Here is a 22,017-nt window from a genome sequence, read left to right as displayed (position 1 = left end):
CATAGCACTCTACGACTTTGGCTTACCTTGCTCTAATGCTTCTATTTCTTTCCAAAGCTGCTCAGATTGTGCGGTGAGCAATGAGTAGGTTTTTATGTCGCCGTTTCTTTGAGCATGCATGGCTTTTTCAAGCAAAGCGTCATACTGCTTTCGCATCTTTTTCGTTGGGTTACTTTTGAAAAGTCCAAACATGGTAAACATCCTATATGATTATTTAGCGAGGAAACGTTTGAAAACAAACTTTCGATCACCTTTTGTATGTGAATAAACCTTCATGAATGTTTTGCACAAAGTACACACTGTGGTCGTAGCATGCTTTTAGCTGCTAAACTAATGTAAAGTTATGATCGGTAAAGAGCGCATCAAAAAACAATACTGGCGTTTGCGGTTAGCCTGCCTTCTTTCACATCAACAGAGTTCGAAATATCGTTAGGTAAACAGCCGCTGTGCAGCAAGTTGGCAGGATACAATAAAGCGCGGTTGAATTTTGGTTCTACTCGGGCTATTTGAGTAAACATGTCGGTATCACCATTGATGTAAGCTTTTGGCGGAAGCCCTACGCTGGTGGCCTGCCGTTTTAGCGTTCTGAAATAGTTTTCATACTGGGCTGAGTCTACGCGCTCTAATTCGGTTTCAATATGTCGATAAAAAGCCGTGCCGCCCAAAGGTTCACTAAACAGGTAGTGCACGAATGCCCATTCATTATCACTTTGTGTATCAATGTGTGGAATACATTGAATGGGCGATAAACTTTTCGGCGCTTGATTGGCGATGGAAAGCTGCACAAGTGGTATTTGAAGTGGTTTTTCCACGCCAAAGCTTTGCATACTTTCGTGCAAAGCAAGTTGGCAAAACAGTTTATGTAGCGAGGTATGTAGGTGTGCTTCATACCCTTTAGGCGCGTGACTTCTAACACCGGGGTAAAAGTCGCCATCTTGTTTTGTAAATCGGTGGTGTTGAGCAATTGTTTCTACTAAACTCTGCGGGTCTGGTATGAAATCATCAATAACAACAACCGGCGTGGCTTTTTCGCCAACTTTAATTAATTCGTAGTTTGAAACCATGCGTCTGCGTTTTTATTTGCCTTGTTCTTTTTGTCGATAAGGGCATAAATTTGTGCGTTTGACGCTATGAGCGTGTAAATGCTTTGCAACATGTTTTGTGCATGCAAATCAGCAATCGCGTCAGCGCTAAGCGCCGCTAGCTTATCCTCATCAATAGTATATAACCCTGTTATAGACGTTTTGCTTTCGTTTTCAAAGGTAATATTTAACGTAAATGGTGTAATAAGGTTGTGCTGTTGCAGCACGGCAATAAAACGCTGATTTTGCGTTTCACCGTCAAGAAGCTGAGCAAGGATCTGCTGCTTCTCTAACAGGTAGCTGCTAGGCTCTCCTGTGTTATCAAAAAGCGGCGTACCTTTTTCTTCGCTTACTGAAGCGTTATCCATATCGATGCACAGCAAGCGGTTACTGCTGTCAGCGCTTTGCGCTTCCGTTCCTACATAAAAAGGCAAGCGTTCAAACTGTGCGGGAATATACACCGCATCCCATTCACCTTGTTGCCAAAATAGGTTTTCTTTTTCTTCAAAACCAAGCAAGGCAGATAAGCCAAATTGTCCAGAATCGTCAAACTTGGTGATCACCACGGGGTAATGTACCACAAGCTTGTTGAGTTCAGAGACCACCACAGAAACAAGGTGCTGATTGGCGCTTAGTGACAATGCATCGTCGGTTACTTTCAAATCTGCATGCTGTTTATTATTAATGGCAACCATGTGAGTCATACGTAGGTCCTGCTTATTGATTTACGTTAAACGGCCTGCAGGCCGAATTGGTGAATTTTATTAATAAGTTCGCGATGTTTAGGCAGCTTCTCCACCGCCATGTCGCGTGCTTTCCTGTTCTGCATCAATTGCTGCTTGGCAAAGTCGACGTTTACCCAATGCTGATGTGTAGCTAAATCTGAGGTAAACCCCATTCCGTACAGCACATACTGATAGCTTGCCGCGGGGAATACCTCGTTGTTGCTGGTAAAGTCTTTGTCACTAGGCGGGTGGTATTGCCACAGTGCGAGTAATTCTTTTAATGAATCGGGAATAGTATGACTATCGCGATTGTCCCGCCAAAATGCGCTGTCTTCTCGCTTACTCAACATGTAATGCAGCTTTAAGAAGTCGATAATTCGCTGCCAACGATAAGAAAAGGTGTCATTAAAGCGCTTCGCCATAATATCCATCACGGCTCGGTTTGCTGGCAATTGTTCGGCAATCATTGAGGCCGATAATTCAACCAGTACAAGGGCCGAGGCTTCTAACGGCTCTAGAAAGCCCGCCGCTAGCCCAACAGCCACGCAGTTATTTTGCCAAAAGCGCTGCCTGTGTCCGCTTTGAATAGTAATGTCTTTTACGTTTATCCCTTCTATGCCATTCAATGAGCTAGTTTGGCGAACGTAGGCATCTAACCGAGCATAGGCGTCATCTTTACTCTGATGCCTACTGGAATAGACGTGGCCTACACCTCGGCGTGACTGCAATCCGATATCCCAAATCCAACCGGCGTCTTGTGCGGTGGAGATAGTGTGGGATGCAATAGGGCTTTGTGGGGTGTCATAAGGCACGTGTACTGCTAATGCTCGGTCGATAAAAAGCACATCGTCACAGGGAATAAACGGCACCTTGTAGTGTTCGCCGAGCAGCATAGATTTGAAGCCGGTACAGTCAACAAACAGATCGCCTTCTACTGTTACCCCTTGCTCGGTATGAAGGGCTTTGATATCGCCGTTATTGCTGCTTTCGACGCGGTTAACGTCGGCCAGCACATGGTGTACACCTAGTTTTTCAGTGCAGTGTTTGGTTAAAAAGGCGGTAAATTTTCCTGCATCTAGGTGATAAGCATAGTTTGCGGTGCCTGCAAACTCTGCGTGGCGTATGCTTTTAGGTGCACAACCTGCTTCGCATATAGCTTCCTGAACACATACTGCCTGGGAAAAAGACTCGTTTAATTCTGGTGCTACAGTCTGCCAGTAAGGACCTAAATTTGTTTGCGAAAACCCTTGGGGCAGCATGAGAGGGTGGTAGTAAAAATCGCTCTCTTCACCTGTAGTCCACTTAGCGAACTTTGCACCCTGTTTAAATGTAGCGTCACATTCTTTGATAAAAGTGGTTTCGCTAATACCTAATGCAATCAATGTAGAGCGCATGGTAGGCCAGGTGCCTTCCCCCACGCCAATAATAGGTACATTGGGGCTTTCTACTAAGGTAACTTTAATGTCTTTGCGGGTAGCGCATTGATGTTGCGCTGCAATACGACCAGCCGTAAGCCACCCTGCGCTGCCGCCACCGACTACTACAATGTGCGTTATGGGAGTTGCTGTTGCCATACTGTATTCCTGAATAAAAACTGTGGCTACCAAAGGGTAGCCACGAATGTAGGGCCAACAAATGCCGGCCCCAATTACGCGAAACTAAAAGTTTCCGCGCACACCGAGAGCCCAACGTCTGCCGCTGTCTTCAACTAACAGCAAGTGATTAGAGAAGCGACCGCGTTTATGTACAAACTCTTCGGTAAGGTTAATACCTTCAAAGAAGATTTCTACATTGTCTGTCACGCTGTAGCTACCGCTAATGTCAAGCTGTTGGTAAGACTCAACAATGGTTGGGCCGTCACCCTGCCCTTGTGTTAACGACTGAACAAACTCATCACGCCAGTTATAGGCAAGTCGAATTTGATAGTCGTCAGTTTCATAAAATGCCACTAAGTTGTATGAATCACTCAACCCAGTTAGCGCAAATACTTGATTAATATCGAACGGGTCTAGTTCGGCGTCACTGTCAACGATGGTTCCGTTGGCAAGTACCCCAAAGCCGTTGTCAAACGTATGTTGAATTGCAAGCTCGAATCCGTCTACTGTTGCGTCTTCCCCGTTATTTGGCAGTGTATTGGTAAACACAGCCACCTCGTCACCCGCATCTGGCGCGCTAGTATTTGCTCCTGTAGAAGGGTCGGTTAGCAGGCCGCCGTCAGCAAGCTCAAACGTTTTGTCTTCTTGACTATTAACAATAAAGTTCGATACCAGCTTTCTGAAGTAACCAATCGATGCATAGCTTGCTTCGTCGTAGTAATACTCAAGGGATAAGTCCAGGTTATCCGATTTGAATGGTTCTAGTGCAGGGTTACCACTTGTGGACGTTAAGTCACCACCTTGGCGAGTGGTCGTAATGACTGTTACCGGCGACATGCTGTTAAGCGTGGGGCGAGTAATAGTTGAACTTGCCGCAAAGCGCGCAATTAAGTCGTCGGTAATTTCCAAACGTACACTGAAGTTTGGCAATAGCACGTCGTAATCAGACTCTGTGGCAATACTTTGCGCGTCGCCAAAACCCGCGAGCATTTCGGTTTGATCTAGAATCGTTAAGCCCGTTATGGGCGCCTGCGTTCCGTTAACCGTTACATCCGTCATTTCATAACGCACACCAGCGGTTGCGCTTAAGAACATGTCTGCTACTTCGCCTTCAAAATCGAATTCTACGTAGGTAGAGAGAATATCTTCTTCAACTTCAAAGCTATTGTTGCGACGTACCGCATCAAAGCTAATAGATTCGCCATTTACGCTTTGATAATAAGATTCTAGAAACGCAAAGTTCGCTTCGCCATCATGGGCAAGCCAAGAGGTGGGCATACGACCGCTACCACTTACGTCAGAAAGGAAATCGCTGCCCGCATCAAAAACGTATTGGCTGCCTGCTGGGATCTCAGGTAAGTCAGGGTAACCACAGTAAGTACAGTGAATACCTACGCCTTCATTGTCCCAGCGGGTGAGTGATTTGGTTTCGGTACTGTACTGTGTGCCAAAGCGAATTTCAGTTAGGCCGCTGCCATCTGTTACGTATTCGCCGTCAAAGCGCAGTTGGCTTACTTCGTCTTCTACAGCCCATCCGCGGCGCAGCATTACGTGAGCCCGGCTGTTAGCTTCATCAAGATGATTGCTCACACCATCAGGTGTCAGTGCAGGGTTGTATATAGGGAATCCGTCAGGACCCGTAACAATCGCGCCATCTAGTTCTTGTTGTCCGCTATAAACATTGTCATTAGGCGAAGCAAACATGCTGGCAACAGGTAAAATATTGTCATCTACCTGGAATCGTACACGGTTGGCATAACCAATAAGTGATAGCTGATCGCCGCCGCCGTTATTGGCTTCGCGCTCGGCTCCTGAGTGGCTTAAATCAAACGATAAATTCAGATTGTCAGAGTACTGGTAATCAAAGTTGAGGCCTATGGCATAGGTATCGGTTAAACGGTCGAACGTTTTGGCGTGCATATCTGTCGCCAAACCGACTTCTTGGTATAAGTCGACAATAGTACCGTTTGCGTCTACCGTTGGGCTGCGGCGATTGCCGTTTTCATCAAACAAGCTACCGTCATCGCCTACACCCTGAATATTTGGTGCAGTAAACCAGTGGCCGTAAGACGTTGCTTCAGATTCTACGTCAAAATCTGAGTACAGTGCGTCAGCAGTTACAACCAGTTTGTCGTTAGGCGCATATTGGAATACAAGATTAGCGTTTGTGCGGGTGCGTTCTTCAAAGGTGACTTTGTGATCGTAGTTTCGCGGCGAAAATACATTGCCTGTCCAGGCTTCGCCTGATTGTGTAACAGGGTTCGGCACACCAACGTTTTCTAGCCAACCGTCCATTTGAGCTTGGTTAAGGCGAGTCTCTCGCTCTTGGTGTGAAACGGCAAGTAATACACCGAACGTGTCGTCATTGAACGTGTTGCTAATAAGGCCAGAAAATTGCGGCGTAGTTTCTTCGCTATTTTCGTCGTACACGCCTTTTACCGAGCCCGCCATTTTAAAACCGTTTAATGCGAACGGGCGCGCGGTATTAATGTTAATGGTAGAGCCTACACCACCAGACTGCATTGTGGCCGTTGACGTTTTATGCACATCAAGGCTGCTTACTAACTCAGAAGCAATCGTGTCGAAACTGAACGCACGCGAATCGTTTTCAGACGCCATTTGACGGCCGTTCACCAACACGGTGTTAAACTGAGGTCCAAAACCACGTACGGTAATTAGCTGTCCTTCACCGCCTGAACGGTCGATAGATACGCCGGTAATACGCTGTAGTGATTCAGCTAAGTTGGTATCGGGAAAATCACCGATGTCTTCTGCGCTAATGGCGTCGACTACGCCAGCAGAGCTGCGTTTAACATCCATCGATTTTGCAACCGATGAACGGATACCACTTACCTCAATCACTTCTACGTCTTTATTGGGTTGCGCCTCTTGGGCAAATGCACTATTTGCAGAAATAGCGGATGCTAAAACTGCTGCCACTGAGCATGCAAGCTTTGTTTTCCTGTACATGATGGTGTGTGTCCTAATCGTTAATTTTAATTCGCTTTGTGGTGTGCACCCCACTCGGCTTTTTCTTACAGCATTACGCTGTCAATTTGTAAAGACGACACCATTTGTAAAATCCCCCAATTAATTTAACAATTTTTTAAATTAATTGGCTCGAGGTGATGAGATTGCACGGTTTTATTTGAATAACGGTAAACATCTTTCACCTTTACGGCTGTATAAAAAATGCACACTTTTCATTTCATTCATAAAATGAATGCGAATTTATCTACTCCATTTATCTTCTCTATGCCATCTCTATATAAATATTAGTTATGACTCGTAAGTAAAAGATACTAGTGATGTATGCCCTGATAGCGTAGCTTTGCCGCAGTTTTGCTTGAAAATTGAGCGGGGGAAAGGTGTTGCTAAAACTGAAATCACTACAGAGATTGACGTCTCTATTTTGAATTTCGCTAGGGAATGCTAGGCATAAGTGAATAAAATGGCTTGATACTGTTTAAAAAGTGTCATTCTCGAATAGCCGGAATGTAAGGAGAAGCGTGTGGAAATCATAGTTTTAAATGAGTCAAAAGCGCCAGATCCGCTAGATAATGTGGAGAAGCGATGTGCAGCTACACCAAGTAGTGCACAACGACTGGTAAAGAAAGGTGCGAACTTGCTACTTGAAGCAGGGGCGGGCTTACACTCAGGGTATTCAGATAAAGAATATGAAGATGTAGGTGTAACTGTCATCGATGATGTGAATGAAGCATTATCAACCGCAGATATGGTAGTTACGGTTAATAAACCCTCGGATGCACAGCTGGCGTTGATGAAAAAAGGGGCCGTTGTGGTTGGCCATCTTGACCCTTTCTTTCAGCAACCGCTAATTGAATCTATTGCCGAGAGAGGGTTAACCGCCATTTCTGTGGAAATGATCCCCCGTTCTTCACGTGCTCAGAAAATGGATGCGCTAAGTTCACAAGCAAGTCTTGCTGGCTATGTCATGGTAATGCAGGCTGCGAACAAGCTGCCATCAATATTACCTATGATGATGACGCCCTCTGGAACAATAAAACCAGCGAAGGTATTTATCATTGGCGCAGGCGTAGCGGGTTTACAGGCTATTGCAACCGCGAAGCGCTTAGGGGCAAATGTGCTTGCTTACGACACCCGAGCGGTTGTTGCCGAGCAGGTAGAGTCGCTGGGTGGGAAATTTTTAAAAATTGATATTGGCGAAACCGGTCAAACTAAAGACGGTTACGCGAAAGAACTTACCGACGAGCAAAAAGCGAAGCAGCAAGAAGCACAGCGCGACGCTATAGCCGACTCTGACATCGTTATTACTACGGCACAGCTATTTGGTCGCAAACCACCGGTACTTATTTCGAAAGACACGCTAGCGCTCATGAAGCCTGGCAGTGTGGTAGTTGATATGGCTGCAACATCGGGCGGAAACGTAGAGGGCTCAGTGGCGGGCGAAACCGTTGAAATTAGTGGTGTGACCGTTATTGGTAACGGCTATTGGAGTCAGTTTGTTGCCAGAGCTGCAACTGATATGTATGCCAACAATATCTACAATTTGGTTGATGAATTCTTTGATGATGAAACCAAAACCTTTGGTTTGAACTTAGAAGACGACATTCTTGCCGGCTGTGTGATTACTCACGATGGAAAGATTATCAACGAGATGCTTAACAACGCATACAAAGGGGCCTAATTATGGAAATCATCTACTTACTTTTCATCGTATTGTTGGCGGCTTTTTTAGGCTTTGAATTAATTCGAAAAGTACCTGCCACGTTACACACGCCGTTGATGTCTGGTTCTAATGCGATATCGGGCATTACGCTAGTGGGGGCATTGGTTGCTTCGGGTAGCGATAACAATTTACTGACAACCATTTTAGGTACTGCTGCGGTCGCGCTGGCAAGTATTAATGTCGTTGGCGGTTATCTCGTTACCGACCGTATGCTCGGTATGTTCAAGAAAAAAGATAAATAAGGAGTACGCAAGTGAGTGATATCGTAACCGTAATAAACCTTGCGTACGTAGTAGCAGCAGCACTATTTATTCTTGGACTTAAATTACTTAGTCATCCAGATACGGCGAAAAAAGGTAACTTCATATCAGCTATCGGTATGCTGATAGCCGTAGTGGTTACTCTGCTTGATCAGCAGATTATTAGCTATCACTACATCCTTTTGGGTTTTGTTATCGGCGGTGCGTTTGGCGCATGGAAGGCCAAAACCGTTGAAATGACAGCAATGCCAGAGATGGTGTCGTTGTTTAACGGTTTTGGTGGTGCAGCATCTTTGCTTTTGGGGTGGGCAACATTAGCCGGAATGAGCCTAATCACCCTTAAAACCGAAAGTGCATTTACTTTTATAACACTGTTTTTCACTATTTTAGTAGGCGGTATTACGTTCTCAGGCTCGGTTGTTGCCTGGGGGAAACTGTCGGGAAAAATGAGCTCGAAAGCGGTTATTTTCACAGGGCTTCGCGAGCTTAGCATTTTGCACATAATTGGGATGGTGGTCATTGGCTACTTCTTTACTACTGACCCAAGCAATCCACTTTGGATATACTGTGCAATAGCGTTGTCTTTAAGCTTTGGCTTGTGGGCTACTATTTCAATCGGTGGCGCAGACATGCCGGTGGTTATCGCACTACTAAACAGTTATTCAGGTGTAGCAGCGTCTGCTGCAGGGCTTGCCACTGGCAATACTATACTTATTGTAACTGGCTTATTGGTTGGCGCTTCAGGGCTTATACTTACCAACATTATGTGTAAGGCCATGAACCGCTCATTGATGAACGTGCTTTTGTCTGGCTTTGCGAAGCCAGTAGAAGCGGGTGAAAAAATAGAGGGCGAAATTAAAATACTGTCAGCGCAAGATGCATTTTATGTATTAGAAGCAGCGCAAGCAGTCCTAGTGGTGCCCGGTTACGGTATGGCGGTTGCGCAAGCACAGCATGCAGTAAGAGAACTTCAGTCACTGCTAGAAGAAAACGGCTGTACGGTTGATTATGCTATCCACGCAGTGGCGGGGCGCATGCCGGGGCATATGAACGTGCTGCTGGCAGAAGCTGACGTGCCTTATGACCAACTATACGAGATGGATGACGTTAACCCTCGTATGGAAAACTATGACGTGGTTATTGTTATTGGGGCGAACGACGTGGTTAACCCTGCGGCCAAAGAGATGAAGGGTAGCCCTATCTACGGTATGCCGGTTATTGAGGCTTATCGTGCGAAAACAGTCTTTGTGCTTAAGCGCTCTACAAATGCTGGTTTTGCAGGTGTAGATAACCCCCTATTTTTCAAAGACAATACGCGTATGGTACTAGGTGACGCAAAAGACACCATTAATAGTATTATTCGAGAGTTTGGCGACGACTAGAACTAAGTTTTTACAACACTAGTAAGCGGATTTAAAAGGCCTGTTTAAACACAGGTCTTTTCTTTTTGAAAAGAGTATTAAATTTAACTGTAAGAGCCCGTCTTTATTTGAGATCCACACCTTTCATCTCTAGTATATTATTTCAGAACTACCAAAATCATTTACAGAGTCAAAGAGATTTACGAATAGATGCATATAGCGCCCTTTCACATAGAGCTGTTCAGAAATTGTATGTTGGTCACTCTTCGCGGCAAGTGGACGATGTCTACCAATATTCAATATCTAGGCAAACTCTCCGAAAGCTTAAAAGCGCGGCAAGGTAAGCCTTTTCATTTATTTGTAGACATGCGCGGCTGGCAAATTCCTAAATCAGATAATTTTAATCAAATTAAATCATCCATAACCCTAGACAGGCGGAACCAGCTAAGTGAGCTGTGGTTAGAAAATGAAGAAACAGACGCAGAGCATATCGCTGAAAAGTTTTTTAATTCGTCTTCGACTAAACTGGGATTTACACTTATACGTACTCACAACGTTACAGATTTTATAACCCATTGTGAGGATAAAGCTGATGACGTGGCTATGGAGTACGTTCGAACATGGATAGGCGTTTAAACGCGAATGTTCGATTAACAAAATTAGTCGCGACAATAGATATTTTACGTCGCAACTACTATCGCGTTCAGTTCTGTGTTGTCTATAATACGCAGCTTATTTTCGCACTTTCTTTGCTAGGTATTAGCCTAGCCCACTTACAAACAGGTGAATAAATTGTCAGATTGGAGCATCGAAGAAGCGGAGCGCGTCTATGGCGTGTCTCAATGGGGTGGTGGCTATTTTCAAATTGGTGAAAACGGTAATGTCCATATAACCCCTGTTCCTGAAGATCCTAGCATTCAAATCGACTTTAATTCGGTGATTGAAGATATCCGTAAAGAAGGCGTTCAATTTCCAGTCGTTGTTCGTTTCCACGATATATTGCGTTCGCAAGTTGCAGGCTTAAATAAAGCATTCAGAAGTTCTATCGAAGAAGCTGAATACCAGGGCCAATATCAAGGCGTATACCCGGTTAAAGTTAACCAAATGCGTGAAGTCGTTGAAGAAATCGTCGATGCCGGTAAACCTTTTAACTACGGTTTAGAAGCGGGTTCAAAAGCCGAGTTGCTCACTGTGCTCGCTATGAACACTAACGAAGAGTCGCTGACGATATTAAATGGCTATAAAGACGATGAAGTAATGCGTCTTGCCCTATTAGGCAGAAAGCTAGGCCGCCGGGTTGTCGTGGTTGTCGAGAAGTACACCGAGCTTCTTCTGCTGGTAAAAATAGCAAAAGAGCTAGACATCGATCCTATCATTGGTGTGCGCTCGAAAATGACAGTGAAAGGTCGTGGTAAATGGGAAAGTTCTGGTGGCGAACGTGCGAAATTTGGTTTGACTATCACGGAAATTATCAACGCAGCGCGCTACTTAGAAGAGCAAGGCATGGCGCATTGCTTGAAGCTTCTTCACTTCCATATTGGTAGCCAGTTGACTGATATCCGCGCGGTAAAAGAAGCGATCACCGAAGGTGCGCGTATTTATGCCGACCTACATAAAATGGGCTTCGAGTTAGATTATGTTGATGTTGGTGGTGGTTTAGGTATCGACTACGACGGCAGTAATTCTACTAACGAGTCTTCCCGTAACTACAGCATGCAAGAATATGTAGCAGATGTGGTCTACGGTATGAAAGAAATGTGTGATTTAGAAGGCGTACCACATCCACACCTTGTGAGTGAGAGCGGTCGAGCCATCACTGCGCATCATAGCTGTGTTATTACTGAGATTGTGGGTGAGATTAAATCTAATGCGTCTCACATGGACACATCGGCAGCCGAGGGAGAGCACTTCTTCCTGAAAAACATGCGTGAACTGGCTGATACGTTTGATGAACAAACAAATATGCATGAGATTTATAACGACGCGTCTCAGTATAAAGAGCAAGCGCTTGATGCGTTTAAGCTGCGAGTGTTATCGCTAGAAGAACTCGGAAAAATAGAAACCTTGTACTGGCAAATTATGGGTCGGTTACAGCAGTGGTATCGCAACGCAGAGTACGTACCAGAAGAGTTGCAAGAACTAGACTACAGCCTGTCGTCTCAGTATTTGTGTAATTTCTCTGTCTTTCAGTCGGCGGCGGATACATGGGCTATCGACCAGCTTCTACCTGTAGTGCCGCTAACGCGCATGAATGAAGAGCCAACGATTAACTGCTCCTTGGTGGATATTACCTGTGACAGTGACGGTAAGATTGACCAGTTTACCATCGGTCGTGAAATTACCGACATACTGCCTATGCACCCGCTCAACAAAGACGAACCATACTATGTGGGGCTTTTCTTGACAGGTGCGTATCAAGACGTAATGGGTGATATGCACAACTTATTCGGTCGTTTAAACGAAGTGCATATTTACAGCTATGATGACGACCCAGAAGACTTTTATATAGAAGAAGTAGTGAAAGGCTCGTCGGTAGAAGATGTATTGAACATCATGCAGTACAACCCACGCGCAATGGCGTCAGACGTAAAACGCTTAATCGACAAGCAAGTGTGGGATGGAAAGTTGAACCCTCGTGAAGGGGTACGATGGACTGACTTCTACGAAAATTGTTTAGCTGGTTACACTTACCTTAAACAATAGTCGTAGCGAGAATAAAGATTGGTCTGTTAATGCTTAAATGGTTAACAGACTTATTGAGCCGATACCGATATTACTTATCTGTGTCGGCTTTTTTCAAATAGCGTTTCCATAGCTCAGCAGTGGTTGAGTTAATCATATTAGACTCTGCATTCATTAGCATTACGTAACCGACTTTGTGTTCAGGTGAAAACGCTACGTCGGCGCGGTAACCCTTTACCCAGCCACCGTGGTAATTTAGCTTCACGCCATTTAAGTCATAAACACGCCAGCCCAATCCATAGTGAGCATCATCAATCATGCCTCGCCAGCCTCTTCTGTAGGTTTCCCTTTTTGTCTTAACTCGCTCGGTTGTGACATAGTCGATCATCTCTTCAGAAATAACGGTAGGAAACTCTCCAAGCAATGCCTGCAAATATATGGTCATATCTGAAATGCTGGCATTGACGCCTGCCGCCGGAGAAAACCGGTAATAGTTGCTTTCCACTTTACCTTCGCGCCATTTATTTCTAGAAATGGCGATATGAGGATGAGCCCAAGAGTCTGAGGCCAGTAAACCACCTTTCCCTACGCTTGCGGTTTTCATCCCTAGCGGCGCAAACAAGTTGGCTTGAAGTTGACGAGAATAGGAGGTGTTGTTGTTGCTAAAGTAATACTCTAGTGCACCAAATAGGGCGTTTTGATAGGTATAGCATTCACCTGGTTTGCATAGAGGTTCAAGTTCACCTAATGACTTGAGAACCCGCTCTAGCGAGTAGTCTGCTTCGATAAGGTTATCGTAAGCGTTTGGCATGAAGCCACTAGACTGACCAACGATATGCTGTAATTGTAGTGCCCCCATGCCTTTTCCTTTGAAAGGAATATCTGGTAGCAATGTGGAGATGGGCGTTTCCCAGCTTAGCTGCTTTTTTTCAACAAGCTTTGCTGAAAGTAATGCCGTAAACGTCTTTGAGACAGAGGCTAAACGAAATACGGTATCTTGTGTTACCTTCTCGCCTCCTTTCTTTTGAGTCTTCCCATATACATATACACGTGGGGCTTTACCCTGCTCATAAAAAACAAAAGCATAACCTGGCACATTGTATTTGGCGGCTTCTTTTTGCACAAAACTAGCGTAATCGTCCAGCCAGTCAGCGGTTACACTTTGTGAAGTAACCAGTAGCATAGCTACTAACCAGCATTGAGATAGGCGCAGCATCAAGAAGCGCAGAGAGTTCAGCATACAGTCACTCGTTATGCCTGCGGTCTAAAACGAAATCCATCAGGCGCTCATTATTATTGTCGTGTTATTATGCGTTCAGCCGCTCTAATGATCAAATATCGCTATTGGTGGTCAATATTTCGTTTTTATTGAGTTCTGATTTTGTCGCACTTAAGCTGTTAATTGACGATACACTTATCTGCATTCACTAACCTGTAACCACACGTGGCAAGTTTATGGCAGGCAGTGCTGCTCCAATAAAACCCCTGTTAGACGAAAGTGTTTTTTCAAAAGCCAGGCTTAGTCGCGACCCTCGCTTTGATGGCCGCTTTTTTGTTGCAGTAAAAACAACCGGCATTTTTTGCAGGCCTATCTGCCCAGCACGTTTACCCCTTGAAGAGAACGTCACTTACTATCAATACGCCTCGCAGGCGATGAAAGAAGGATATCGCCCTTGCTTTCGTTGCAGGCCTGATAGCGCGCCAAACTCGCCCGCCTGGAAAGGAGTAGGAGCCACGATAACTCGTTCGTTGTCGCTGTTGTCATCAATACCAATTCAACCTGTGGCTGAAATAGCTTCCCGCCTTGGCATTAGTGAGCGCTATCTCAACAAACTTGTGGTAAATGCCATCGGTATCTCTCCTAAACAATTTCAAAATATGCAGCGCGCTTTGTTTGCAAAGCAGCTAATACAGCAAACTCAACTGTCTATGACCGATGTGGCAGTGACAGCAGGCTTTCAATCGCTTAGACAATTACAGCGTTCAGTAGAGCAATACTGTAATACCTCACCAACGCAATTGAGAAAAAAGAGAGTGACTACACAAAAAAATATAACATTGTTTCTTTCTTATCGGCCTCCTTATAACTGGCCCTATGTCAGAGCGTTTTTAGCTGCCCGAGCAGTGGAGGGCGTAGAGAAGGTAACTGAAAACAGCTATGCGCGATATTTTTCTGAAAACGGGAATCCCGGTGCCTTCAAAGCCGAGCATATCCCAGCGCGACACGGTTTTGAGGTACAAATCGATATGTCGGATTTGAACTGTCTTTATAGAATAATCGACAATATAAAGATGGTGTTAGACCTACATGCCGACCCATTACTCATCGAGGAAAGCCTTTTGCAAGCTGGTTTGCCTGAACACTTACTAACAGAAGGTTTGCGTTTACCTAGCGCCTGGAGCGTGTTTGAAAGTGGCTGTCGCGCTATAGTAGGGCAGCAGGTAAGTGTTAAAGCTGCCATTGGACAAGTGACGTTGCTCTGCCATCAACTCGGCAGCAAAGCATCTGATAACGTGTTCTCGATAGATCAAAACATGAACAGGCAAAAAAGCTATTGCTTTCCCACACCGGAAGCAGTGGCAACTAATAGCCTTGAATTTTTACGTATGCCGAAAGCGAGAAAAGAAGCGGTACGCCACTTCGCAGGTTTATTTTTAGACGGCAATAATCCAAGCCACGAAGCGATACTAGCAATCAAGGGCGTTGGGCAATGGACTCTCGATTATTTAAAAATGCGGGGTGAGCGAAACCCTGATATTTATCTCAATGGTGATCTGATCGTACGTAAAATGGCAGCTCAGTATCCAATAGAACCGGATAAAGCGGCGCCATGGCGCAGCTATTTAACCCTTCAATTGTGGCAACTAAGTAACCAGCAAAAAGAATCATAACTATGATATTTACAAGTTTTATAAGCAGTCCCGAAGGGCCGATTAGAGTAGATGCCAATAGCTCGGGGGTAACCGGCGTTCAATTTGCAGCGCCACATAAAGACGAAGGCGTAGCTTGCGGTACCGAAGAGAATAGTAACGCCATAACGAAAGAGGCATGTAAGCAACTTAACGCTTATTTTGAAAAAAGGTTACGTGAGTTTGACTTGCCTCTGGCTCCTGACGGAACCCGTTTTCAGCATTCAGTGTGGAAGGCGCTACAGTCAGTACCTTATGGGGAAACAGCCAGTTACCTAGATATTGCGAATGCCATAGGTAATCCAAAAGCGGTGCGTGCCGTTGGTATGGCAAATGGTCGCAATCCTATTGCGATTATAGTGCCTTGCCATCGTATAATTGGTAGCAACAAAACCCTAACCGGCTACGCAGGTGGTCTACCGCGAAAGCAATACTTATTGAATTTAGAAGGGGCCCAAGGGGTGCTCTGGTCATAAAAGAATGGTGATAAAAGAATGGCAGTAAGAGACATTATCTCGCTTTTAGTATTAGCTGGGATTTGGGGCGGCTCATTTATTTTTATGCGCGTTGCAGCGCCAGAGTTTGGCATTTATGTGTTGGTGGCAATACGTACCCTGCTAGCAACAGCGGTTTTATTACCTTTACTATTGATACGCGGCTCGGTGCGAGAGATAAAGCACCACTGGTTTGCCATAGCGCTTGTAGGGATGGCAAATACCGCCGTTCCCTTCGTGTTATTCAATTACAGCAGCCTTCATTTAGAGGCTGGCGTAAACGCTATATTGAATGCTACAGCGCCTATGTTTGGCGCAATTGTGGCGTGGCTTTGGCTTGGTGACAAACTGAATAAATCAGCAATAGCTGGCCTTTTTGTGGGGTTTATCGGTGTTACTGTGATCAGCCAGCAAAAGCTAGGCGAGGGAGAAGTCAGCTTTCTACCTATTCTTACCGCACTCCTCGCTACCACAGGATACGGTATTGCGGCTTGTATGATGAAAAAATGGCTGCAAGGGGTAAAACCTTTAGTGGTGGCAACGGGAAGTCAGGCCATGGCCAGCGTAATGCTCGCGCCTTTTGCACTAGCTACCCTACCTGAAGCTATGCCAAGCGCTAATGCATGGATGAATGCCGTAGCATTGGCGGTTGGTGGAACAGGCATTGCCTATATTTTATACTTTAAACTTATCGCTGACATTGGCCCAGCCAAAGCCATTACGGTGGCTTACTTAGTACCGCTATTTGGCATTATCTGGGGCGTACTTTTTTTACAAGAACATCTGTCTTTGCAGACCATTGTGGGCGGTTTAATGATTTTATTTGGCGTCGCATTAACAACAGGCGTCCTCAAACGAAAACGCCTTAAAGTTAAGCCTGCGTGAGCTAGTCGATGAGTTGCATTCTTACTAAATTGCTTCCGTCGCGTTTTGCCTGATACAGCGCGTCTTCGGCATGAGCCGTGACCTCGTGCATAGCCCGGGTTGATGCGGTAAAGGAAAGGCCGATAGACGCAGTTATCACGAGTTCAGGCAATTCTTGCAATGGTGGCAGTGTCGCTATGCCGTGGCGAAGGTTTTGAGCTATATCAAACGCCACATGAGGACCTGTTTGCGGCAGTAAAATAAGAAACTCAGCGCTGCTCCACCTGCCTAATATATCCTGTTCTCTTAAATGTTCTGCCAAGTAAGAGACTAGCTTGTCGAGAATATCATCGCCTACGCTGCGTCCATGGGCATCAACGATATCTGAAAATTCATCTATGCTAATCAGCATTACGCTCAATGACTTGTGCTCAGCTAACAGGGTTTTATAAATAAGCTGTAAGTTGTCTTTTTCTGGCAGGCGGTTGTTGTGGCGAACTACCAGATCTGGCTGCATATCCTTTCTAAAGTAATAGAGCAAGTTGTAAATCAGCAAGAATAATGAAAATACAACAACCAATAAGGTAACAACACTGAAAATAAAGGCTTGAGAAATTTCTGCTTGGCGGTCTTCAAGTGGACTTAATAGAAATACTGTCCAACCAAACTGGTTGAGTTTTACCTCTGCAATAAGGAAATCTTTTTGGTCGATAGTGACGAGCTTATTGTTTAAGGCTTGTTCATTTTGAATAACAAGCGGAAGGCTCGCATACCAAGGTAATTCAGATAAATTGGTAAAGTCTGAATAGGAGGCGATTAGGCTAGGGTCGGAGGACAACATGATGTCTCCCTTACCGTCAACGAACAAAAAGTCATAGCCATACTCTTGCTTATAAGTATCGAATATTTCGATAAAGCTACGTAAGCTTTTTCCCACGCCGAAAAAGCCTAAGAATCTGCCATCTTCATCGTGAATTTTTATATCGATGTAAAAGTGAGTGTCTTCCCACTTTCCTATGTCGGCCACTGCATCAGCAGGGTAGTCGCGATATTTAAAATACCAGCTAACTTCACCTTCAATAAGATTGATAATGCTACCGTCAGAATTGTACTGCTTTCTGTCTGCTTCCGTAGCGATAAAAAACGATAAACCAAACTCATTTTCCAGGCGGTCTAATGTTTTAAACACTGCGTCTTTATCAATGGTTTCCCCATTCATGAGCTCTACCAACTCGGTAGAGTGACCAAGGGCGTCTGATATATGCAGAGGTTTCAGCAATTGCTCTACAATTAATGAAATTGCAGGCGACAACGACTGCTGTTGCGCGCGGCTTTGCTCGGCAACAATTTTTGAAATACTGAAATGGACAAGTGTTACGATTGCGATAACCACTACCGCAAATAACACCAAAATACTTCTATGTAGTGTACGAAATGTGTTCACAGACTGCGCATGCTCCCTTGCCTGACTGAACCTTACCTAAGAGTGCGAGTATACCCGTTGCAATTATGAACTACTAGGTGGCTCACCGTAAGTTTAGACTAAATAACGAAGCACCTGAGCACAATCTCATGGTGTCCATACAGTTATTTTCCTAATCAGTCGCTGACTTCTTATTTTAGCTTAGCTACACTAAGCGCCGTTTTCATTCTCTTTGCGAAATAAAGGAATTATATGGCTTTCTCAGTGGTTGTTTTAGCGGCGGGTAAAGGTACTCGCATGAAGTCTTCGTTACCTAAGGTTTTACACAAGGTAGGCGGCGTACCTATGGTACAGCGCATTATCAATACGGTTAAGTCGCTCGGCGTTGATAACATTCATTTAGTATACGGTCATGGAGGCGACCAGCTAAAGGCAACGGTCGTTGAGAAGAATCTGAACTGGTGCTTGCAGGCCGAGCAGTTAGGAACAGGCCATGCAGTGCAGCAAGCGGCGCCGCATATCAAAGACAATGAAGATGTATTGATTCTTGTGGGAGATGCACCACTTATTCGAGAAGAAACCCTGAGTGCGTTGAAGGCTGTAAAAGAAAACTGCGATTTAGCGCTGCTCACCGTGAACTTAGATGATCCCACAGGTATGGGCCGCATCATTCGTGAAAACGACAATATAACGGCTATCGTAGAACACAAAGACGCGACTGATGAACAGCGTGAAATCAAAGAAATCAACACGGGCATGATGATGATGTCCGGAGCAGACCTCAAACGTTGGTTAGGTGAATTAAGCAATGATAATGCGCAAGGCGAGTACTATCTCACCGACGTAATTGCAATGGCAGCATCAGAAGGCAAGCGTATCCAGTCTGCTCAGCCTCAATCTGCAGTTGAAGTGGAAGGTGTGAACAACCGGTTACAGCTGGCAAACCTGGAACGTGCACTTCAACGTCGCCAAGCTGACGAATTAATGACTAATGGTGTAACACTCTTAGATCCAGCTCGTTTTGATTTGCGCGGGCAGTTAGATAACGGCAACGATGTTGTTATAGATGTGAACGTTATTGTTGAAGGTAAGGTAACCCTTGGCAATAACGTCATCATTGGCGCTAATTGTATTCTACGCAACTGCACTATCGCCGATAACGCTGTTATAGAGCCAAATTCCATAGTTGAAGAAGCGAGCGTTGGAGAGGGGTGTACAGTAGGGCCATACGCCAGACTACGACCAGGCGCCGTTATGCAAAAAAATGCCAAAGTAGGCAACTTTGTTGAAATGAAAAAAGCGGTATTAGGTGAAGGCGCAAAAGCTAATCATCTGACCTATTTGGGCGATGCCGAAGTAGGTGCTAAAGCGAATATCGGTGCAGGCACCATCACCTGTAATTATGATGGCGTGAATAAATCAAAGACAGTGATCGGTGAAAATGCTTTCATCGGCTCGAACTCGTCACTTGTAGCGCCTGTAAACATTGGCAAAGGAGCAACAGTGGGGGCGGGGTCTGTCATCACCTCAACGGTAGACGAAGACGCTTTGGCTGTTGCACGTGGTAAACAGCGCAATATTCCGAACTGGCCGCGTCCGACGAAAAAATAAAAGCCCCCTCGCTTTTTAATGGGCTTAGCAGAAGTACAAAACATTCTGTTAGCCCATTTCCCCAGCAGTGTTATTTAAAAACAAACTGGTTTAGCCCGCAATTCAGTCAAAACTATCGTTCCCTCTAGTTTTCACAAGCATTCGCAAGTGCGGTGATGAGAAATAGTGAACCTATGGCTGATGTATCACTCTATCTTTTTTATAGTGTGTATTCACTTACCTTAAAATCTCACATGGAGCTGCAATGATATCTACTTTACTGGTTGGCTTTGGATTTTCTGCAACCACCTTTCATCTACCCTTTCTCAATTATCTGCCACAGTTTTCTATTGATGTGGTTATTTCATCAAAGCCGGATGCGGTTAAAGCAGTGTTGCCCCACGCAGAAGTCTACAGTTCGTTAGAAGAAGCATTAAAAATTCACGATGTTGATTTAGTGATCATTACCACACCTAATCATCTTCATGGCCAGCAAGCGAGGATGGCGTTAGAGCACAGTTGTCATGTGTTAGTAGAAAAACCCTTCACATTAAACAGTGAAGAAGCAGAAGCCTTGGTTGACCTTGCTAACGCGCAGAATAAACAGCTGTGCGTGTATCATAACAGGCGCTTTGATGGTGATTTTCTTACTATTAAAAAGCTAATTGATGATGGACGTCTTGGTGAAATTAAACGTCTTGAAAGCCGTTTTGATCGTTTTCGCCCCATTCCACGCAACAGGTGGCGTGAAAATGCAGGACCTGGCAGCGGCATCTTCTGGGATTTGGGCCCCCACTTAATCGACCAAGCTCTGCAGCTTTTTGGCGAGCCGAAAGAAGTGTCGGCAAGCATACAGACATTGCGCGAAAACGGGCAATCAGATGATACATTCGATTTAACGCTTCATTACAGTGACAAAGTTGTGAAGCTAGGTAGCTCAGCTTTCCAGGCGGGGGCAACACTGCGTTACGATTTGCAAGGTACAAAAGGCAGCTTTCGAAAATTCTATTTAGATCCACAAGAGGATCAGCTGCGAGCAGGTCTGTCTTTTGACGATGAGAATTGGGCCCTAACTAATGACAGGGAACATGGCGAATTAGCTGTTGTCAACGAAAGCGGCAAGCTAATTGAAGAGACGGTTACAACACTTAAAGGCGAATACCTGACGTTTTTCAATCGCCTTGCTCACGCTATTGAAGACGGCAAATTCTCGCCCGCAGACGCGAGCACGGTTGTACCTGTTATCAAAGTCATTGAGCTAGCCATAAAAGCGAGTGCTCAAAAGGCATCGCTGACGTTTAATTAAACAATTACCTTGACCAATATTTCGATTTAACTTACGATGCTTTCACTTTAAAATTTAAAGCTTTCGTTTTGAAAGTTTTGAGTTGAGAATAGAAAGCTCTTTGTGGACTATTTTACAAACTTTTTCCTTAGCTTGTGCACAATTAGGGCAACGCTAACAGGAAGGCTAAATAAGTAGCCCGCACAAGCTCGGGGTTGTATTGAAAAGCAGTAAATCAGTTGAACAGCGCCGCCAGCAGATAGTGGCGTGGGTAACAGAACATGGCCAATCACAAGTTGAAGATTTGGCTATGCGTTTTGCTACGTCTGAAGTGACCATTCGAAAAGATCTCGCTGCTCTTTCGGAGCAAGGTTTACTGATTCGACAGTTTGGTGGCGCAGTGCCTGTGCCATCCACTACGAACTCAAATGCCGGACCATCTCAATTTATTACCAATGACCCTTTCACGAATTCAACTACTAGCCCAGCAATTAACGCTATAGGCCAACTCGCAGTAAGCTTGGTGAAACCAGGCAACAAGTTAGTTATAGATTGCGGCTCTACAACCGCATCAGTGTTGCCCCATCTATCAAATATCGATGACTTGGTGGTGATGACCAATACCCTGTCTACTGCCAATTTTCTTACCCAGTGCGAGAATGAACCTACTGTCCTAATGGTAGGTGGAACCTGGGATGCACAGTCTCAGTCTTTTCAGGGTGCCATGGCTGAACAGCTAGTTAGCGCCTATAGTTTTGATGTTGCGTTTATTGGCGCTGCAGGCATAGATGTAAGCAGAGGCACTACCACCTTTAACGAGCTAATAGGTGTTACTCGCGCGATGGCCGCGGGGGCCAGTAAGGTGGTGGTATTAGCCAGCTCAAAAAAACTAACCCATAAAATGCCTAATCTAGAGCTGAGCTGGAAAAACATATCTGTTTTGATCACCGATGAAGGCATTAGTGATGAAGACAAACTTAATATTGAAAATCAGGGCGTGACCGTGCTTATTGCAGCGCCGAGTGGAGAATAATT

General features: G+C 45.0%; 19 protein-coding genes. 12 read left to right on the top strand and 7 right to left on the bottom strand.

What is annotated here, in order from left to right:
* Positions 1 to 9: 9 nt before the first annotated feature.
* From ACM0P2_RS18980 to ACM0P2_RS18960, 5 genes are all read right to left on the bottom strand, one after another.
* Positions 10 to 192, bottom strand: a complete 183-nt coding sequence (locus tag ACM0P2_RS18980) for a DUF6435 family protein (protein WP_105932721.1) — start codon at positions 190 to 192, stop codon at positions 10 to 12.
* A gap of 170 nt (positions 193 to 362) precedes the next feature.
* The gene (locus tag ACM0P2_RS18975; RefSeq protein ID WP_159118574.1) at positions 363 to 1,064 is read right to left on the bottom strand and encodes a DUF6445 family protein; all 702 of its coding nucleotides are present in this window, start codon (positions 1,062 to 1,064) and stop codon (positions 363 to 365) included.
* Positions 1,043 to 1,786, bottom strand: coding sequence for a SapC family protein (locus ACM0P2_RS18970; protein WP_173359211.1), 744 nt, complete (start codon positions 1,784 to 1,786; stop codon positions 1,043 to 1,045). Before ACM0P2_RS18970 ends, ACM0P2_RS18975 begins: the two co-directional genes overlap by 22 nt.
* A gap of 26 nt (positions 1,787 to 1,812) precedes the next feature.
* The gene (locus ACM0P2_RS18965; protein ID WP_419227015.1) at positions 1,813 to 3,381 is read right to left on the bottom strand and encodes a tryptophan halogenase family protein; all 1,569 of its coding nucleotides are present in this window, start codon (positions 3,379 to 3,381) and stop codon (positions 1,813 to 1,815) included.
* Between the two features lie 84 nt (positions 3,382 to 3,465).
* Positions 3,466 to 6,372, bottom strand: a complete 2,907-nt coding sequence (locus tag ACM0P2_RS18960; protein WP_419227014.1) for a TonB-dependent receptor — start codon at positions 6,370 to 6,372, stop codon at positions 3,466 to 3,468.
* A gap of 541 nt (positions 6,373 to 6,913) precedes the next feature.
* Here ACM0P2_RS18960 and ACM0P2_RS18955 point away from each other — a divergent pair.
* From ACM0P2_RS18955 to speA, 6 genes are all read left to right on the top strand, one after another.
* Positions 6,914 to 8,071, top strand: a complete 1,158-nt coding sequence (locus ACM0P2_RS18955) for an NAD(P) transhydrogenase subunit alpha (protein WP_419227013.1) — start codon at positions 6,914 to 6,916, stop codon at positions 8,069 to 8,071.
* Positions 8,072 to 8,073: 2 nt separating this feature from the next.
* On the top strand, positions 8,074 to 8,355 hold the full coding sequence (locus ACM0P2_RS18950) for an NAD(P) transhydrogenase subunit alpha (RefSeq protein ID WP_014951245.1): 282 nt from the start codon (positions 8,074 to 8,076) through the stop codon (positions 8,353 to 8,355).
* Between the two features lie 11 nt (positions 8,356 to 8,366).
* Positions 8,367 to 9,755, top strand: a complete 1,389-nt coding sequence (locus tag ACM0P2_RS18945) for an NAD(P)(+) transhydrogenase (Re/Si-specific) subunit beta (RefSeq protein WP_419227012.1) — start codon at positions 8,367 to 8,369, stop codon at positions 9,753 to 9,755.
* Positions 9,756 to 9,944: 189 nt separating this feature from the next.
* Positions 9,945 to 10,370, top strand: a complete 426-nt coding sequence (locus ACM0P2_RS18940) for an arginine decarboxylase (protein ID WP_419227011.1) — start codon at positions 9,945 to 9,947, stop codon at positions 10,368 to 10,370.
* Positions 10,355 to 10,525 (top strand): hypothetical protein, encoded by a 171-nt coding sequence (locus ACM0P2_RS18935; protein WP_419227010.1) that lies wholly within the window; start codon positions 10,355 to 10,357, stop codon positions 10,523 to 10,525. The genes ACM0P2_RS18940 and ACM0P2_RS18935 overlap by 16 nt, the downstream gene beginning before the upstream one ends.
* A 1-nt stretch (position 10,526) precedes the next feature.
* A complete protein-coding gene (speA, locus tag ACM0P2_RS18930) occupies positions 10,527 to 12,437 on the top strand; it encodes a biosynthetic arginine decarboxylase (protein ID WP_419227009.1) in 1,911 nt (636 codons plus the stop codon).
* Between the two features lie 70 nt (positions 12,438 to 12,507).
* On the opposite strand, the gene ACM0P2_RS18925 is transcribed toward speA, so the two are convergent.
* The gene (locus ACM0P2_RS18925) at positions 12,508 to 13,656 is read right to left on the bottom strand and encodes a serine hydrolase domain-containing protein (protein WP_419227008.1); all 1,149 of its coding nucleotides are present in this window, start codon (positions 13,654 to 13,656) and stop codon (positions 12,508 to 12,510) included.
* 215 nt (positions 13,657 to 13,871) lie between these two features.
* Between ACM0P2_RS18925 and ACM0P2_RS18920 the strand changes: the two genes are divergently transcribed.
* From ACM0P2_RS18920 to ACM0P2_RS18910, 3 genes are read left to right on the top strand one after another with little or no spacing between them, the layout of a single operon-like run.
* Complete coding sequence (locus ACM0P2_RS18920) at positions 13,872 to 15,308, top strand: Ada metal-binding domain-containing protein (RefSeq protein ID WP_419227007.1); 1,437 nt, start codon at positions 13,872 to 13,874, stop codon at positions 15,306 to 15,308.
* Positions 15,309 to 15,310: 2 nt separating this feature from the next.
* A complete protein-coding gene (locus tag ACM0P2_RS18915; protein WP_419227006.1) occupies positions 15,311 to 15,802 on the top strand; it encodes a methylated-DNA--[protein]-cysteine S-methyltransferase in 492 nt (163 codons plus the stop codon).
* Between the two features lie 18 nt (positions 15,803 to 15,820).
* Positions 15,821 to 16,705, top strand: a complete 885-nt coding sequence (locus tag ACM0P2_RS18910) for a DMT family transporter (protein ID WP_105932560.1) — start codon at positions 15,821 to 15,823, stop codon at positions 16,703 to 16,705.
* A gap of 1 nt (position 16,706) precedes the next feature.
* Here ACM0P2_RS18910 and ACM0P2_RS18905 read toward each other — a convergent pair whose 3' ends face one another.
* Positions 16,707 to 18,128 (bottom strand): diguanylate cyclase domain-containing protein, encoded by a 1,422-nt coding sequence (locus ACM0P2_RS18905; RefSeq protein ID WP_419227005.1) that lies wholly within the window; start codon positions 18,126 to 18,128, stop codon positions 16,707 to 16,709.
* A 231-nt stretch (positions 18,129 to 18,359) separates the two neighbouring features.
* Between ACM0P2_RS18905 and glmU the strand changes: the two genes are divergently transcribed.
* The 3 genes from glmU (at position 18,360) to ACM0P2_RS18890 (ending at position 22,015) form a co-directional block, all read left to right on the top strand.
* A complete protein-coding gene (glmU, locus tag ACM0P2_RS18900; protein WP_419227004.1) occupies positions 18,360 to 19,718 on the top strand; it encodes a bifunctional UDP-N-acetylglucosamine diphosphorylase/glucosamine-1-phosphate N-acetyltransferase GlmU in 1,359 nt (452 codons plus the stop codon).
* A gap of 244 nt (positions 19,719 to 19,962) precedes the next feature.
* Positions 19,963 to 21,003, top strand: a complete 1,041-nt coding sequence (locus tag ACM0P2_RS18895; RefSeq protein ID WP_419227003.1) for a Gfo/Idh/MocA family oxidoreductase — start codon at positions 19,963 to 19,965, stop codon at positions 21,001 to 21,003.
* A gap of 199 nt (positions 21,004 to 21,202) precedes the next feature.
* On the top strand, positions 21,203 to 22,015 hold the full coding sequence (locus ACM0P2_RS18890) for a DeoR/GlpR family DNA-binding transcription regulator (protein WP_419227002.1): 813 nt from the start codon (positions 21,203 to 21,205) through the stop codon (positions 22,013 to 22,015).
* Positions 22,016 to 22,017 lie beyond the last annotated feature (2 nt).

This window comes from Alteromonas sp. OM2203 (genome assembly GCF_048517045.1).
GTDB classification, from domain to species: Bacteria; Pseudomonadota; Gammaproteobacteria; order Enterobacterales; family Alteromonadaceae; genus Alteromonas; species Alteromonas gracilis.
Note: the sequence above shows the minus strand (reverse complement) of the source record. Positions and strands in the feature narration are given on the sequence as shown.

Coding starts and splice junctions, on each gene's coding strand:
- ACM0P2_RS18910 (WP_105932560.1), top strand. CDS start 15,821: ATGGCAGTAAGAGACATTATCTCGCTTTTAGTATTAGCTGGGATTTGG.
- ACM0P2_RS18925 (WP_419227008.1), bottom strand. CDS start 13,656: ATGCTGAACTCTCTGCGCTTCTTGATGCTGCGCCTATCTCAATGCTGG.
- ACM0P2_RS18920 (WP_419227007.1), top strand. CDS start 13,872: ATGGCAGGCAGTGCTGCTCCAATAAAACCCCTGTTAGACGAAAGTGTT.
- ACM0P2_RS18940 (WP_419227011.1), top strand. CDS start 9,945: ATGCATATAGCGCCCTTTCACATAGAGCTGTTCAGAAATTGTATGTTG.
- ACM0P2_RS18935 (WP_419227010.1), top strand. CDS start 10,355: ATGGATAGGCGTTTAAACGCGAATGTTCGATTAACAAAATTAGTCGCG.
- glmU (WP_419227004.1), top strand. CDS start 18,360: ATGGCTTTCTCAGTGGTTGTTTTAGCGGCGGGTAAAGGTACTCGCATG.
- ACM0P2_RS18895 (WP_419227003.1), top strand. CDS start 19,963: ATGATATCTACTTTACTGGTTGGCTTTGGATTTTCTGCAACCACCTTT.
- ACM0P2_RS18915 (WP_419227006.1), top strand. CDS start 15,311: ATGATATTTACAAGTTTTATAAGCAGTCCCGAAGGGCCGATTAGAGTA.
- ACM0P2_RS18965 (WP_419227015.1), bottom strand. CDS start 3,381: ATGGCAACAGCAACTCCCATAACGCACATTGTAGTAGTCGGTGGCGGC.
- ACM0P2_RS18970 (WP_173359211.1), bottom strand. CDS start 1,786: ATGACTCACATGGTTGCCATTAATAATAAACAGCATGCAGATTTGAAA.
- ACM0P2_RS18980 (WP_105932721.1), bottom strand. CDS start 192: ATGTTTGGACTTTTCAAAAGTAACCCAACGAAAAAGATGCGAAAGCAG.
- ACM0P2_RS18960 (WP_419227014.1), bottom strand. CDS start 6,372: ATGTACAGGAAAACAAAGCTTGCATGCTCAGTGGCAGCAGTTTTAGCA.
- ACM0P2_RS18975 (WP_159118574.1), bottom strand. CDS start 1,064: ATGGTTTCAAACTACGAATTAATTAAAGTTGGCGAAAAAGCCACGCCG.
- ACM0P2_RS18950 (WP_014951245.1), top strand. CDS start 8,074: ATGGAAATCATCTACTTACTTTTCATCGTATTGTTGGCGGCTTTTTTA.